The organism is Devosia equisanguinis, from assembly GCF_900631955.1.
GTDB classification, from domain to species: Bacteria; Pseudomonadota; Alphaproteobacteria; order Rhizobiales; family Devosiaceae; genus Devosia; species Devosia equisanguinis.
On sequence record NZ_UZWD01000038.1, the window covers coordinates 278,249 to 293,777 of the forward strand.

Here is a 15,529-nt window from a genome sequence, read left to right on the forward strand (position 1 = left end):
CTATAGCGTTCAGTCGGCGACGAAGTGCATCCATCGCCAAGGGTTCAGCGTCGACGGCGTCGTTAGGAGATGGGCGACACACCCTTCCCGATGACGCCATGGGTCCAGTTTAGCTGTGATGCACCCAGATGCAAGCGGCACATCGAGCTATCCAAACCGCGCGGGACCCGGTTCAACCACTCTATACGGTCGAACCGGCCGTTTGGATCCATCGGTGTGGTCAGCGTTCGGGGCGAGCGATGTCGATGAGGCGGAATTGCACCTGCTCGCGGCCCTGATAATGGTCCAGGGACAGGCTGCCGGCAAAGTGCAGCGGCTGATCGCTGTCGCGCATCAGCACGTCGCCGAGGGGCGTGCCGGCGGCGCGGAAGGCGATGGCCTTGAGGCGGGCGCCGTCGTCGGAGGTCAGGGTGAAGCTGACATGGCCGCCCTTGCCGACGATCTGCGGAAAGCGGGCGCGATGGGCCGGGAAGACGAAAACCGGCGAGGGATTTCCGGCTCCGAAGGGACCGGCTTTTTCGATGGCGCGCAGCAGATCAAGCGAGGCACCGCGCGCCGTGAGCGCGGCATCGACCTTGAGGGCAGAGGCAGCGCGGGCCACGGAGACGCTGGCGGCCAGCCGTTCGGCGAGGAAAGCGCGCAAGGGGCCGATATCACCGGGACGCAGCGAGACGCCCGCCGCCATGGCATGGCCACCGCCCTTGGGTATGAGGCCGGTTTCGACGGCCGCGATGACGGCGCTGCCGAGATCGACACCGGGGACCGAGCGGCCAGAGCCGGTTCCGGTGCCGTCGGGATGCAGCGCGATGGCGAAGCTGGGACGCTCGAACCGCTCCTTCAGGCGCGCGGCAATGAGGCCGACAACGCCGGGATGCCAGTCGGCGGAGGCGAGAATCAGCACCGGAGGCCCCTCCCCCGCACCGATCTCGGCTTCGGCGGTGGCGCAGGCCTGCTCGACCGCCTCGACCTCGATGCGCTGCCGCTCGGTATTGAGATCGTCCAGCCGTTCTGCGACCGCCATGGCTTCGAGTTCGTCATCCAGCGCCAGAAGCCGGGTGCCGAGCGCGGCGTCGCCGATGCGGCCGCCGGCATTGATGCGCGGGCCGATGAGGAAGCCCAAATGGTAGGGATTGATCGGACCGCTGATGCGCGCGGCGAGACCGAGTGCGGCAAGGCCCGGCCGTTCGCCGCGCCGCGCCACTTCCAGCCCGCGCAGCACGAAGGCGCGATTGAGGCCCACCAGCGGCACCACATCGCAGACCGTGGCCAGGGCCACGAGGTCGAGCAGTTTCAGGAGGTCGGGCAGACCGGTAACACCACGGTTGCGCAAGGCGCGATTAACGGCAACGAGCACCATGAAGGTGACGCCAGCGGCGCAGAGATAGCCGAGGCCGGAAATATCGTCGGGGCGGTTCGGATTGACCAGGGCATTGGCCTGGGGCAGCTCATGATCGGACAGATGGTGATCGATTACCAGCACATCGGCGCCGCGGCCACGGGCATGGGCGATCGGCTGGTCGCTGGTGGTGCCGCAGTCCAGCGTCACGATCAGGCTGGCGCCAGCGTCGATCAGCTTGTCCATGGCGCCGCTATTGGGGCCATAGCCTTCGAAGATGCGGTCGGGAATGTGCACCTGCGGATCGAGGCCGAAATGGCGCAGGAAGCGCAGCATCAGCGCGCAGGAACAGGCGCCATCGACGTCGTAATCACCGAACAGCGCGACCTTTTCCTTTGCCACGATGGCCTCGGCCAGCCGTTCGGCCAGGGCGTCCATATCTGCCAGGGTCGAGGGATCGGGCATCAGGGCCCGGATGGTGGGGTCGAGATAGGAGGCCGCGTCCTCGAGGCCGACATCGCGGCCCGCCAGGATGCGGCCGAGAATATCGGACACGCCGCTGCGCTGGCTGATCGCCGTCGCCATGCGCGCCGCCGCACTGTCCAGACGATCCACCCAGGCCCGTCCCGTGACAGACCGTGAGACGTCGAGAAATGGGCGCGGCGTTTCGGGCATGGCGATGGGTTAGGCGATTTTGATCGGGGTGGGAAGGGGTTGCACGACGACAGGGGCAGCACGGGCCCGTCGTCCGGTGCGGCCCGCCACCCCGGATCGCGTTATCGAGGCTCTTCTCCTGAAAGGGGAAGAGCGAGACGATTCAGGTGCTGATAGGCCGGCCTTACTTCGGCGCCGGGGTTCGGGCGCAGAGTTTGTTGCCATCGGGATCGCGCAGATAGGCGACGAAAACACCATTGGGGCGCAGATTGGGTGGGGTTTCGGCGGAGGTGCCGCCGTTTTCGGTGCCGGCAGTGTGCCAGGCGCGGACTTGGTCGGCGGATTCGGCGAAAATGCCGATCGTGCCGCCATTGGCAGCGGTAGCCGGCTGGCCGTTGATCGGCGTCGTGATCATGAGGCGGCTGCCGTCGCGGGCATAGACCAGCCGGCCGCCAGCATCGATTTCGCCGGCTTTGCCGCCAAGGGCAATGAAGGTTGCGTCGTAAAATGCCTTAGATCGCGTGAGGTCGTTGCTGCCGATCATGACGTGGGAGAACATGGTTCAACTCCGGAAAGTTTGCAGAGGCGAAGCGTTTGGGAACAAGCCTATCGCGCGTGGCGAGCCCTGATCCAGCGGGTGGTCTGGCTCCAGGAGCGCATGACGACCGTGCTGGTGTCGACAGTGCTGCGGCGCAGTTTTACACCATCGACCAGGGAGCCATCGGTGATGCCGGTGGCCGAAAAGAGTACGTCGCCGGAAGCAAGGTCCGTGACCTGATAGATGCGGTGCGGGTCCTCGATACCCATTTCCTTGGCGCGGAGGCGCTTGTCGGGCGTGTCGAGGATGAGCTTGCCCTGCATGTGGCCGCCAATACAGCGCAGGGCAGCGGCGGCGAGCACGCCTTCGGGGGCACCGCCGGAGCCGAGATAGATATCGATGCCGGTATCCTCTGTGTTCACCGCGTGAATGACGCCGGCGATGTCGCCATCGCTGAGTAGTTTCACCGAAACACCAGCCACGCGCAGCTCTTCAATGAGGCCAGCATGGCGCGGACGATCGAGCACCACGGCGGTGATTTCGGAAACGGGCACGCCCTTGGCCTTGGCCAGCGAGGTGACGTTTTCGGTCGCCGACCATTCGACATGGACGGTATCGGGCGCGTAGCCGGCGCCGATGGCGATCTTGTGCATATAGACGTTGCGGGCGACATTCAGCAGGCCGCCGCGTTCGGCCATGGCCAGCACGACGAGAGAATCGGGCTGGTTCTTGGCGCAGAGGGTGACGCCTTCCAGGGGATCGACGGCGATATCGACCGCGGGCCCGTCGCCCTCGCCCACCGGCTGGCCGACATAAAGATCGTCGCACTCATATTGCTCGCCCTCGCCGATGACGATGCGGCCGCTGATGGCGACGCGATCGAGCTCGGCTTTCATGGCGGCGACGGCAGCGTCGTCGGCAGCGCGCTCATTGCCCTTGCCGCGCCATTCGGCGGCGGCAATGGCGGCGCGCTCGGTCACGCGCACCATTTCCAGGGTGAGCGTGCGATGCAGATTGGCCGGGTTCTTGCGGTCTTCGACCTTGCTGAGCTTCATTTTGCCTCCCGGCAGCGGGCCCCGGCCCGCGCCGGACTCAGAGCTTTTCGATACGGATCAATTGCGGTTCGCCGACAATGAACCCGTCCGCCGCAATCTCCGCAAGCGCTTCGCGCACGGATGATTCCAAAGTCTGTTGAGTAATCATCACAACAGTGCGCGTCGGGGAGCCATCGACGGCCACTGCCTTAGCGCTTAAATCGGAACGCTGGATGACGGAATCGATGGAGATCGACTTTTCCCCCATGCGCGTGGCGATGGCGGCCAGGGCGCCAGGGACGTCCTTGGCGCTGAGACGGATGTAGAAGCCGCCCGGATGGGCCCGCATCGGCGCCTCGTGATAGGGCATCAGTTCGGCGCTGGGCACGCCCAAAGGCGGCACGCGGGTGCCGCGGGCGATATCGAGAATATCGGAGAGCACCGAGGAGGCGGTGGGCGGACCACCGGCGCCGGGGCCGGCCAGCAGCAGCTCATGCACATGGTCGGTTTCCAGCGCCACGGCGTTCATGACCCCATCGACGCCGGCAATGGCCGAGCCCTTGGGCACGAAGGTGGGGTGAACACGCTGCTCGATGCCGTTTTCGGTGCGTTCGGCAATGCCCAGGAGCTTGATCTTGTAGCCGAGATCGGCGGCCACCTGGATGTCATGCTGGGTGATGCGCGAAATGCCCTCGATGCGCATGCGATCGGGCGCGATTTCGTAGCCGAAGCACAGCGTGGCCAGGATGGAGAGCTTGTGGGCGGTATCAAAGCCCTCGACGTCGAAGGTCGGGTCGGCCTCGGCATAGCCGAGGGCCTGCGCGTCCTTGAGGCAATCGGCAAAAGAGATGCCTTCATTGCCCATGCGGGTGAGGATGTAGTTGCAGGTGCCGTTCATGATGCCGAACACCTTGGCGATGCGGGCTGAGCCCAGGCCTTCGCGCAGGGTCTTGATGACCGGAATGCCGCCGGCGACGGCCGCTTCGAAACCGAGCTGCGCGCCGGCTTCCTCGGCCATCTTGGCGAGGATGACACCGTGCTTGGCCAGCAGCGCCTTGTTGGCGGTGACCACCGGGCGGCCAATTTCGAGCGCCGCCTTGACGGCTGCAAAGGCGGGGCCGTCTTCGCCGCCGATCAGCTCGACGAAAAGGTCGATCCCGTCCCATTTGGCGAGGGCGACCGGATCGTCGAACCATTCGAGCCCGGAAATATCAATGCCGCGGTCGCGGGAACGCGAGCGCGCGGCAACGGCGACGACCTGCAATTGACGGCCAAGTTTTCGCGTCAGCTCGGCGCCGTCCTTCTGCAGGATGCGCACCAAAGTGGCGCCGACATTGCCCAGCCCGGCCACGCCAATGCGCAGCGGCGCCTGACCATCGGCATCGCCGAATTCGGCCATGGCCTTGAGGATACGCGCCCGGGTTTCGGATCGCGGCTCCCGCCCGTCCCGCAGATCGAAGACGAAGAGCGGATCGCCCGCCACGATTCGACCAAACCGGGTGGGTGTCCACCCCCGGGCGGAAATGAAGGTTTCAACAGATTGGCGGAAAGACTGGATATCGCTCATAATGGCCGCCATGTGCATAGGAAAGTGCCTAGCCGTCAATAGGAGTTTTGCCTGCGGCCGAAGCCGCAGGACAATAGCGCACAGGATTAGCGCCGCGCGGCTTCGGCAGCCCCGGCAATCAGCTCGATATAGCGGGGATATCCCCATTTTAGCGACAGCGCGGAGGGCGGCGACATGGACGAGATCAGATCCGGGCCGATGACATGGGCGACGGCGCCTTTTTCGACAGGCGGCGCCAAGGCGATGACCGGATTGTCAAAGAAGGCCGCATCTGCTTCGGGCGTATCGAAATAGGAAATGATGATGTCGGCGCCGATCTGGTCAAAATTCTCGTAGCTCACCGAGAAATAGAACTCGCTGCCTTCGGCGCGGTCGATGACGCTCTGGGGCGTGGACAGGCCGGCATCGACGAGGAACTTTGTGCGAGCATCGAGGGGGGCATAGACGGCGACCTGGCCATTATAGTCCATGATACTGGCAAAGCTGATGACTGCGACTTCCGGATATTTCGCGGTTTCCTCGCCGATGAAGGTGGTGAGGTCGGCGACCAGGGCCTCGGCTTCGGCCTTTTTGCCCATGGCCTCGCCGGTAATGGTGATGGTGTCCTGCCAGGTGGTGGCCCAGGGCCCTTCCGGATAGGCGACGACCGGAGCGATGCCGCTCAGCACATTGTATTCGTCTTCGGTGAGGCCTGAATAGACGGCGACGATCAGATCGGGCTTGAGGGCGGCGATGGCTTCGACCGGCGGCTCGGCGGCATTGGGGAGAATAGTCGGATAGTCGGCGCCCAGAGCTTCGACGCCCTCGCGGGTCCACGTCAGGACGCCCTCGGCATCGGCGCCATAGCTGAAGAAGGGTACGCCAACCGGCACTTCGCCCAGAGCGATGACCGCATCCTGCGCACCCCAGCCCCAGGTGACGATGCGCTGCGGCTTGGCGGGAATGGTGGTTTCGCCGAAGGCGTGGGTGATGGTGACCGGGAAATCCTGGGCCTGGGCGGCGTGAGCGATAACCGCACTGGCCAAAACCACGGCGAGGCGGAAAACCTGCTTGATCATCTTGGGAACACTCCTGTTGCGACGGTCTCGCCGTCCGGGGTCGGCCGCCCTGCCCTCCTGCGCCTGTGCAGAGGCGGATCGGGTGGCCGGTGGATTGCGGGTTACTGAGCCTTGGCTGCGGCAGCGGCGCGGCCGACTTCGGCCATCACCTTGTCAAAGCCCCAGCGGATCGACAGGGGCGTGACGGCACCACCGACGGCCATGGTGAGTTCCTCGCCGATCAGGCTGGTATAAGCGCCCTTGGCGACCAGCGGCGACAGCTTGATCAGGTCCATGGCGAAGAACGCATCAAAGGACGCCTGATCGTTGAAGAAGCTGATGAGCATGTCGGCCGGGATGCGGTCGAAATTCTCGTAGCTGACGAAATAGGCGATGCCGGTGTCGTTCGTGCCGGTGCCATCAAGGTGCGGCGCCGCGGCCATGCCGACATCGACGAACATCTGCACGCGCGGATCGCCCTCCATCCGCACCGCCACCTGGCCGTCATTGCGGTTGACGATATTGGCGAAGACCATGCCCTTGGTCTCGGGATATTTGTCGGCTTCGGCCTGCATATGGGCCTGGGTATCGGCGATGAGCTTTTCGGCTTCCGCCTCGAGACCAACAGCGCGGCCGGTGAGCGTCACCACGTCCTGCCAGCTGGCGAACCAGGGCTTGTCGGGATAGGCGACCACCGGCGCGATGGCGCTCAGGACCTCGTATTCCTCGGGCGTCAGGCCCGAATAGGGCGCGATGATCACGTCAGGGTCGAGCGCGGCAATGGCCTCGAGCGGCGGCTCATTGGTGTTGGGGAGGATAGTGGGCATGGCAAAGCCGTGCGCCGCGATGGCCTCCTCGGTCCAGGGCAGAATGCCGTCCTCGCCGCCGCCATAGGCGAAGAAGGGCATGCCGACCGGGGCGATGCCGAGATCGATCACCACGTCCTGTGCCGACCACCCCCAGGTCACGACCCGCTCTGGCTTGGTCTCGATGGTGGCCGAGCCCAAAGCGTGCTCGATGGTGACGGGAAATTGCTGGGCGGCGGCGGCGCCGGCGAAAGCAAGGCCGATGGCCGTGGAGAGCAGCAGATAACGGAGAGACATGGGTCACCCTTTGCGTGGAGATGGCTCTCCATACAAAAGGTGATATTATATGTCATGTATTATTTGACTGGCGGCAGCGTTCAGACCGCCTGGCGGGTCAAGAGAACCATGACTTCGTAGTGGTCGGTTTGCGGGAACATGTCGAAAAGCCGCACACGGTCGAGCATGTAGGACGGCAGCGCGGCAATATCCCTGGCAAGGGTCTCGGCATTGCAACTGGAATAGACGATGGTTGGCGCCCCGGAGGCTTCGAGTGTGGCGCAGAGGCGTCCGCCAAGTCCACGGCGCGGCGGATTGACGATGACGGCGTCGGGGGCGTGCTCGGCGGTGAGGGCGGTGGCGTCGCCGACGGCGAATGTGACATCGGCCAGCCCCGCCTCAGCAGCGCTTTTGCGTGCCGACTCTACGGCCGGGGCACTGACTTCGACGCCGTGCACCGTCCGGCCGGGCGCGGCAACATGGAGGGCGAAGCCGCCGACGCCGCAATAAAGGTCCCAGACCGAGGCGGCGCCGACTTCATCAATCCACTGACGGGCCTGATTATAGAGACCGGTGGCGATATCGGTATTGGTCTGGAAGAAGCTGGCCGGGCGCAGATGCAGCACCAGATCGCCCAGACGCATCGGCAGGGTGTCGTTGTCGCCAAGCACGATTTCCTCCTCGCCTTCGAGCACGGCCTTGTGCTCGGGCAGGAGATTGACGGTGACGACATGCAGTTGCGTCAGCGCGGTGAGGAGGCTCGGCAGGTGTTTGCGGATGCGGCCCAGCGGCTCGGTGGAGCGCAGCACGAAGCGCAGCATCAGCGCGCCATCGGGCGCCTCGGTGAGCAGCACGTGCTTGAGTTCGCCGCGGCGACTGGGGACATCATAGGGGGTGAGGCGCGCCAGGGTGATGAAGGCAACGATGGGCGCAAAGGCGGCGCGCAGGCCGGGGGAGACAATGCCGCAGGCGGTGAGATCGACGCCGTGTTGGGTGGCATCGAGAATGCCGAGTGTGGGCCGATCCACACTGCCGCCAACGACCATCTTGGCCTTGTTGCGGAAGCCGGCGGGACGGGAGAGCTGCGGCGGCAGCCAATGCGCACCGGGCCAGGCGGCGAGAAGAGTGTGCAGGCGCTCGCTTTTGCGGGTGATCTGGGCGGCATAGTCCATGCCCATGAGCGTGCAGGAGCGGCAGACGCCCTGATCGTAATAGCCGCACTGCATGGTGGCGCTCGCCCCTGCCTGCACCAGACGACCCCGTAAAATGGAAGGAGGCGGGATCACCGCCTCCTCGGATTACATCAAACCTGCCTGTGGATCAGGCGGTGAGCGGCACCACATTGCCCTGGCTGGCCTTGCCGCCGAGGAACTTCTTGACGTTGCGCGCGGCCTGGCGAATGCGGTGTTCGTTTTCGACGAAGGCCAGGCGGATATATTGATCGCCATATTCGCCGAAGCCGACGCCGGGCGCGACGCCAACACCGGTTTCCTGGATCAGCAGCTTGGCGAATTCGAGCGAGCCCATATGCGCATATTGAGCAGGAATGGGCGCCCAGGCGAACATGGTGGCCTTGGGGACCGGAATATCCCAGCCGGCGCGGCCAAAGCTCTCCACCATGACGTCGCGGCGGTTCTTGTAGACCTTGCGGACTTCCTCGATCACCTCGTCGGAGCCGTTGAGGGCGGCGACGGCGGCGACCTGGATCGGCGTGAAGGCACCATAATCCAGATAGGATTTGACGCGGGCCAGCGCCGCGATCAACCGCTCATTGCCGACCGCAAAACCCACGCGCCAGCCGGGCATGGAATAGGTCTTGGACATGGAGGTGAATTCGACGGTGATATCGATGGCGCCCGGAACCTGCAGCACCGATGGCGGCGGGGCGTCTTCATCGAAATAGATCTCGGAATAGGCGAGATCGGAGAGGATGAAGATGTCGTTGGCCTTACAATATTTGACGACCTCGGTGTAGAAATCGAGATCGGCGGTATAGGCGGTGGGGTTGGCCGGGTAGTTCAGCACCAGCGCGATCGGCTTGGGGATCGAGTGCCGCACGGCGCGATCCAGCGAGCGCATGAAATCCTCATTCGGATCGGCCGGCATGGAGCGCACGACGCCGCCGGACATGATGAAGCCGAAGGAATGGATCGGATAGGTCGGGTTGGGCACCAGCACCACATCGCCGGGGGCGGTGATGGCCGATGCCATATTGGCGAAGCCTTCCTTGGAGCCCAAGGTCGCCACGATCTGCGTGTCCGGGTTCAGCTTCACGCCAAAGCGGCGGCCATAATAGCTGGCCTGGGCCTTGCGCAGGCCGGGAATGCCGCGGGAGGTGGAATAGCGGTGGGTGCGACCATCCTTCACCGTCTCCTGCAGCTTGGCCACGATGTGCTCGGGCGTCGGCATGTCGGGATTGCCCATGCCCAGGTCGATGATGTCGACGCCTTCGGCGCGCAGCTTGGCCTTGATCGGGTCGATATGGGCGAAAACGTAGGGGGGCAGACGGCGGATGCGATGGAAAACTTCGCTCATGTGATTCCTCGGTGGCCCGGATGGGGGCCTAGCTGGCCGCGACGCGTCCGGTAACGCTGGGCTCGACCTTAAGAGCCCGATTATCGCGGAATTATGGTTCTGAACGGGTTAAGCAACCCGGCTGGTGAAGAAACTGGCTTATTCGGCTCCTCCCGGCCACGCTGTGGCCAATGGGAAGAGCTATCGGGCGTTCGCAGCGGCGGCTGCGACGGCCGCGGTCACCATGCCGGCGAGCATTGCTCCAACCATTGCAGTAGTGAACGGAGACGCCATGTCTCTTGCCCTTCAGATGCGATTTTTGTAATCAAAACAGCTATCGATACGCCGTTCATAAATCCTCGCCGAGGGCTTGTAAATGGGCCGATGCGTGCCAACGTTCGGCGGATGAACGGTACAGAGTGAGGTTTTAAGTTGAAACGTATTGCCCTGGTGACCATCGGCACGCAAGGCGACGTTCAGCCCTATCTCGCGCTCGCCATTGCCCTGCAGGAGCGCGGCTACACGCCGGTATTGGGGGCGACGGAGGATTTCGAGGGCCTGATTACCGGTCTCGGCCTCGAGTTTCACTCGCTGGGTCCCTCGATTCAGTCCTTCCTCAAGGAGACCCGGTTCGAGAACGCCATGAGCAGTTCCATGCTCATGAATGGCCCATGGATGCTCAAGCAGGGTCAGCAGATCATCGATACCGCGGCACGTGCGGCCTGGCGCATGTGCCAGGGCGCCGAAGCCATTATCGTCAACATGAATACCAGTTTCGGCATCGATATTGCCGAGGCGCTGAAGGTACCGGCGATCATGACGGCGCTGCAGCCGCTCAATTCGACCAGCGAATTCCCGCTGTCGATGTATTATGTCGCCGACGATCTGGGCCCGACGCTCAACAAGCTGTCCTATACTGCCGCTGCCATGCAGCAGGCCTATTGGAACCTGCCGCGCAATCGCCTGCGACGCGAGCTGATGGGGCTCGAATCGCGCGAGATGGGCGGCGTCTTCACCAATACCGACGGCTCGCCGCTGACCACGCTCTATGCCTATTCCTCGATCGTGTCGCCGCGACCGCGTGACTGGCCGAAGACAGCGCTGGTCACCGGCTACTGGACGCTGCGCGACCGCACCGGCTGGGAGCCGACGCCGGAGTTCGAGGCGTTTTTGTCGGCCGGGGAAGCGCCGGTCTATATCGGCTTCGGCTCGATGCCGTTTGGCGCGGAACGCAATACCCGCATTCTCAAGGAAGCGGTGGCCAAATGGGGTGGTCGCGCAGTGGTGGCGCGCGGCTGGGGTGGCATCGATCCCAGCGACCTGCCCGAGACCATTTTCCCGATCGAGAAGGCGCCGCATGACAAGCTGTTCCGCTATGTCAGCGCCGTAGTTCACCATGGCGGCGCTGGCACCACGGCGGCGGGCCTGCAATTGGGGCGGCCCACTTTCGTCGTGCCGCAGGCCATCGACCAGCCCTATTGGGGCCGCCGCGTCTACGAGCTCGGCTGTGGCCCCAAACCGATCCGGCTGCGCAAACTGACGGCAGAAGCGCTCGCGGAGGCGCTGGCCGATCTCAGTTCCAATGAACATTATCGCCGCAGCGCCGCCGATGTGGCGGAGCAACTGCATGCCGAGGATGGCTGCGACAAGGCGATCAAGGTGATCGAGCGCGTCATGGCCCATTTCGTGCCTGGCGCCGTCAAGGTCAAGCGCGGCAAGGCGAAGGCCAAGAGCAAGAAGCTGCCGCTGAAGAAGGCGGTTTAGGGTTGGGTTGCACCCGCCTGATCGGGAGCATTGAGGGATCGGAGTTGATACACCCCCACCCAACCTCCCCCTGAAGAAGGGGGAGGAGCATTATCGTGTTTGCGGTGAGATGTAGATGCCCCCCACCATGCCGCCCTCGGGCTTGCCCGAGGGCCTGTCGGCAAACACCATGGGAACCGGTTCGCGCTGAGATTGGCCCTCGGATCAAGCCCGAGGGCGGCGTGGTGATCGTTGTGCCTGGCGTGTCGGAGATCAAAAATCCCTATCGGTTCATCGCCGGGCCAGAGCGTAGCTGATGACGACGGCCGTGGCGCTGGCGAGCATGAGCGAGATCATGATGATCATGAACAGCACTTCGGAGGGTGGGTTGATGATCGCAGCGACGGTGATCACCCCGCCGGCAATCATCATCAGGCGACCGCCCCAGCGATGGGTCACGCGCCAGTTGTGGGGATCACGCAGCGTCCAGGGCAGGCGAATGCCGGCGACCCAGTTCTGCTGCATCTTGGGCGTGTAATTGCCGATGACGAGGGCCATGGCGCCGACGACGAAGGCAATGAGGCGCGGCATGTCGACGATCTGACCGAGGCCGACGGCGATGGTCGAACCGGCGATGACCATGGCCAGTACCAGCATCAGGCTGATGGTGGCATGAATGACGTGGCGTCCGGCTTCAAAGTCTTGGCGCAGGCCGGCGGGGCGCAGGATGGCCATGCCAGCGACGATGAAGACCACTAGGGCGAATGGCATCAAAAGCGTGAAGGCGGCGGGCGCAAAGGCGTCAGGCACGCCGCTGATATCCCAGTGCACAGGCAGGTCCCGGTCAAGCGGCACAAGGAAGAAGCCGGCGATCGTGATCGCCACGAGCACGGCAAACAGCACGCGGTTGAACAGGTTGAGGATTGGACGATCAGCCATCTTTGGGCTCCGTAAGGTCAAAAATACCGGCAAGTGCGTCTTCGAGCACACTGGTATTGAGGTGATAGATCAGGCTCGTCCCCTGGCGCTCGACGGCCACAAGCTCGGCCTCCTTGAGCTTGTTGAAGTGAACCGAGAGCGTGGGTCTACTGATGTCGAAATGTTCGGCCAGTTCGCCCGCGCTCATTGGGCCACGCTTGAGCAAGGCCAGAACCTTGCGTCGGACCGGATGGGACAGCGCTTCGAAAACCGTGTTGATGCTCAATTCGGGATCTCTCTTTCGCTGTCCATCTAATTAGTTCTTTAGATAATTAGAGTCAACGCTAAATATAACTCGTCGTATTCAATTTCGAAACGCCATGCACAAACAAAAATGGCGGCCCGGAGGCCGCCATTTTCTGGTTGGTGTGCAAGGGCTTAGTGGGTGATGTTGGCCGTTGCGTCGTCGGTGGGCTCGGTGGTGCTGGCAACCGCCGGCTGCTCATCGAAATTCCATTCGATGGCTTCGGGCTTGCGCACCAGCGCGCGCTCGATCACCTGTTCCATCCGGCTCACCGGCACGATTTCCATGCCTTCCTTGACGATATCCGGGATCTCCTGGAGATCGCGGACATTCTCTTCGGGGATCAGCACGGTCTTGATGCCGCCGCGCAGCGCCGCCAGGAGCTTTTCCTTGAGGCCGCCGATGGGCAGCACCCTGCCCCGCAGCGTGATCTCGCCGGTCATGGCGACATCATTGCGCACCGGAATACCGGTCATCACCGAGACGATGGCGGTGGCCAGGCCAATACCGGCCGAGGGACCATCCTTGGGAGTGGCGCCTTCGGGCAGGTGGACGTGAATATCGCGCGTATCGAACATGGGCGGCTTGATGCCGTATTCGATGCAGCGGGACTTCACATAGGCCGTGGCCGCGGTCAGCGACTCCTTCATCACTTCCTTGATGTTGCCGGTGACCGACATGCGGCCCTTGCCCGGCGTCATCACGCCTTCGATGGTGAGGATTTCACCACCCACCGAGGTCCAGGCCAGGCCGGTGACCAAGCCAATCTGGGATTCGGCTTCGATCTCGCCATGCTTGAAGATGGCCGGACCGAGATATTTGGCCAGACGCTCATCGTCGATGGTGATCGACTTGACCTTGGTGCGCACGATGTCGGTGATCGCCTTGCGCATCAGCTTGGAGATTTCGCGCTTGAGATTGCGGACGCCGGCTTCGCGGGTATAGCCGCGAATGACCTTCATCAGCATCTCGTCGGACATCACGAACTCGCCGTGTGCCACGCCGTTTTCCTTGGCCGCCTCGGGAATAAGGTGCTGCTTGGCAATCGCATGCTTCTCCTCTTCGGTGTAACCGGAGAGACGAATGATCTCCATGCGGTCCATCAGCGGGCCGGGAATATTCAGCGTGTTCGAGGTGGTCACGAACATCACGTCCGAGAGGTCGTAATCGACCTCGAGATAGTGGTCGGAGAACGTGTTGTTCTGTTCCGGATCGAGCACTTCGAGCAGGGCCGAAGACGGATCGCCGCGGAAGTCCTGGCCCATCTTGTCGATCTCGTCGAGCAGGAAGAGCGGGTTGGACTTGCCGACCTTCTTGAGCGACTGGATGATCTTGCCGGGCATGGAGCCGATATAGGTGCGGCGGTGACCGCGGATTTCGGCTTCGTCGCGCACGCCACCGAGGGCCATGCGGACGAATTCACGACCGGTGGCCTTGGCGATGGACTTGCCCAGCGAGGTCTTGCCGACACCCGGAGGACCGACGAGGCAGAGGATCGGGCCCTTGAGCGTGCCGGTCCGGGCCTGCACGGCCAAGTATTCCAGGATGCGCTCCTTGACCTTTTCGAGGCCATAGTGATCCGCGTCGAGCACCTTCTCGGCCAGAGCCAGGTCGCGCTTGACCTTGCTCTTCTTGCCCCATGGGAGCCCGAGAAGCGTATCGAGATAGTTACGGACGACCGTGGCTTCGGCCGACATCGGGCTCATGCCCTTGAGCTTCTTGATCTCCGCGTCCGCCTTGGTCCGGGCTTCCTTGGAGAGCTTGGTCTTGGCGACGCGCTCTTCGAGCTCGGTGATCTCGTTGGCGCCGTCTTCGCCATCGCCCAGCTCGCGCTGGATCGCCTTCATCTGCTCGTTGAGATAGTATTCGCGCTGGGTCTTCTCCATCTGCCGCTTGACGCGGGAGCGGATGCGCTTTTCGACCTGCAGCACGCCGATCTCGCCTTCCATCAGGCCGATGACCTTCTGGAAGCGCTCGATGACCGAGACAGTGGACAACAGATCTTCCTTTTCAGGGATCTTGATGACCAAGTGGCTGGCAATGGTGTCGGCCAGCTTGGAAGCGTTCTCGATCTGGCCGACCGCGGCGACGACCTCGGCGGAGATCTTCTTGTTGAGCTTGACGTAGTTGTCGAACTCGCTCTGGGCCGAACGGGCCAAAGCTTCGACTTCGGTGGCGTCTTCGACGGGCTCGGGCAGCACGGAGGCCTCGGCCTCGAAATATTCGTCCGTCTGCAGATAGCGGTCGATGACAGCGCGATGCAGGCCTTCCACCAGCACCTTGACGGTGCCGTCCGGCAGCTTCAGCAGTTGCAGAACGGTGGCAATGGTGCCCGTGGGATAGATCTGGTCCGGCGCCGGATCATCGTCCTGCGCGTTCTTCTGCGTCACGACAAGAATGTGCTTGTCGTCCCGCATAACCTCTTCCAGAGCCTTGACCGATTTTTCGCGCCCGACAAAGAGCGGAACGATCATGCCGGGGAAGACGACGATGTCGCGCAGGGGAAGAACCGGGTAAACCCGGTCCCGGCCGATTTCGCCGGTGGGATTGACGTCCGACATCATATTTCCTTTCCGGGGTGCGCCGGGGAGGAATTCTGGTTGGCGCACCCTATTGCGACTGCCCAGTCACGAAAGGCTGGGCGATTCAGGTTAATAAATAGGGTGGACCGGGTGCGCCGCAAGTCAACCTTTGCGCTTTTGTGACCGTTAGCGTTACTTCGCACAGGAGATATGTGCCGAATGACGGAAACACCAATGTGCCTAGGAAACAAGGCGTTGGGCGACGCACCGGGATATCGGC

The 15,529-nt window shown here is 63.3% G+C and carries 12 protein-coding genes; 1 reads left to right on the forward strand and 11 read right to left on the reverse strand.

Annotated features, from left to right (window positions below):
• Positions 1–220 precede the first annotated feature (220 nt).
• The 8 genes from recJ to DEVEQU_RS16300 all read right to left on the reverse strand — a co-directional run bounded on the left by recJ (position 221) and on the right by DEVEQU_RS16300 (position 9,783).
• The gene (gene recJ / locus DEVEQU_RS16265) at positions 221–2,011 is read right to left on the reverse strand and encodes a single-stranded-DNA-specific exonuclease RecJ (RefSeq protein ID WP_126151635.1); all 1,791 of its coding nucleotides are present in this window, start codon (positions 2,009–2,011) and stop codon (positions 221–223) included.
• A gap of 163 nt (positions 2,012–2,174) precedes the next feature.
• Positions 2,175–2,549 carry a VOC family protein gene (locus tag DEVEQU_RS16270; protein ID WP_126151636.1) on the reverse strand — a complete coding sequence of 125 codons (375 nt, stop codon included), beginning with the start codon at positions 2,547–2,549 and terminating at the stop codon, positions 2,175–2,177.
• A 47-nt stretch (positions 2,550–2,596) separates the two neighbouring features.
• Positions 2,597–3,583: a class II fructose-bisphosphatase gene (gene glpX, locus DEVEQU_RS16275; RefSeq protein ID WP_126151637.1), complete on the reverse strand. Its 987-nt coding sequence runs from the start codon at positions 3,581–3,583 to the stop codon at positions 2,597–2,599.
• Positions 3,584–3,620: 37 nt separating this feature from the next.
• The gene (locus DEVEQU_RS16280) at positions 3,621–4,961 is read right to left on the reverse strand and encodes a homoserine dehydrogenase (protein ID WP_223214273.1); all 1,341 of its coding nucleotides are present in this window, start codon (positions 4,959–4,961) and stop codon (positions 3,621–3,623) included.
• A 254-nt stretch (positions 4,962–5,215) separates the two neighbouring features.
• Entirely contained in the window at positions 5,216–6,187 is a 972-nt protein-coding gene (locus DEVEQU_RS16285) for an iron-siderophore ABC transporter substrate-binding protein (protein WP_126151639.1), read from the reverse strand.
• A gap of 101 nt (positions 6,188–6,288) precedes the next feature.
• Positions 6,289–7,269, reverse strand: a complete 981-nt coding sequence (locus tag DEVEQU_RS16290; RefSeq protein WP_126151640.1) for an ABC transporter substrate-binding protein — start codon at positions 7,267–7,269, stop codon at positions 6,289–6,291.
• 80 nt (positions 7,270–7,349) lie between these two features.
• The gene (gene rlmC / locus DEVEQU_RS16295) at positions 7,350–8,498 is read right to left on the reverse strand and encodes a 23S rRNA (uracil(747)-C(5))-methyltransferase RlmC (protein WP_206437871.1); all 1,149 of its coding nucleotides are present in this window, start codon (positions 8,496–8,498) and stop codon (positions 7,350–7,352) included.
• Between the two features lie 70 nt (positions 8,499–8,568).
• Positions 8,569–9,783 carry an LL-diaminopimelate aminotransferase gene (locus tag DEVEQU_RS16300; RefSeq protein ID WP_126151641.1) on the reverse strand — a complete coding sequence of 405 codons (1,215 nt, stop codon included), beginning with the start codon at positions 9,781–9,783 and terminating at the stop codon, positions 8,569–8,571.
• A gap of 411 nt (positions 9,784–10,194) precedes the next feature.
• Here DEVEQU_RS16300 and DEVEQU_RS16305 point away from each other — a divergent pair, with 411 nt between their 5' ends.
• Entirely contained in the window at positions 10,195–11,526 is a 1,332-nt protein-coding gene (locus DEVEQU_RS16305) for a glycosyltransferase (protein ID WP_126151642.1), read from the forward strand.
• Between the two features lie 270 nt (positions 11,527–11,796).
• On the opposite strand, the gene DEVEQU_RS16310 is transcribed toward DEVEQU_RS16305, so the two are convergent.
• The 3 genes from DEVEQU_RS16310 to lon all read right to left on the reverse strand — a co-directional run bounded on the left by DEVEQU_RS16310 (position 11,797) and on the right by lon (position 15,288).
• Positions 11,797–12,444, reverse strand: coding sequence for an SdpI family protein (locus DEVEQU_RS16310; protein ID WP_126151643.1), 648 nt, complete (start codon positions 12,442–12,444; stop codon positions 11,797–11,799).
• A complete protein-coding gene (locus DEVEQU_RS16315; protein WP_223214264.1) occupies positions 12,437–12,709 on the reverse strand; it encodes an autorepressor SdpR family transcription factor in 273 nt (90 codons plus the stop codon). The genes DEVEQU_RS16310 and DEVEQU_RS16315 overlap by 8 nt, the downstream gene beginning before the upstream one ends.
• A 152-nt stretch (positions 12,710–12,861) precedes the next feature.
• Positions 12,862–15,288: an endopeptidase La gene (gene lon, locus DEVEQU_RS16320; RefSeq protein ID WP_126151715.1), complete on the reverse strand. Its 2,427-nt coding sequence runs from the start codon at positions 15,286–15,288 to the stop codon at positions 12,862–12,864.
• Positions 15,289–15,529 lie beyond the last annotated feature (241 nt).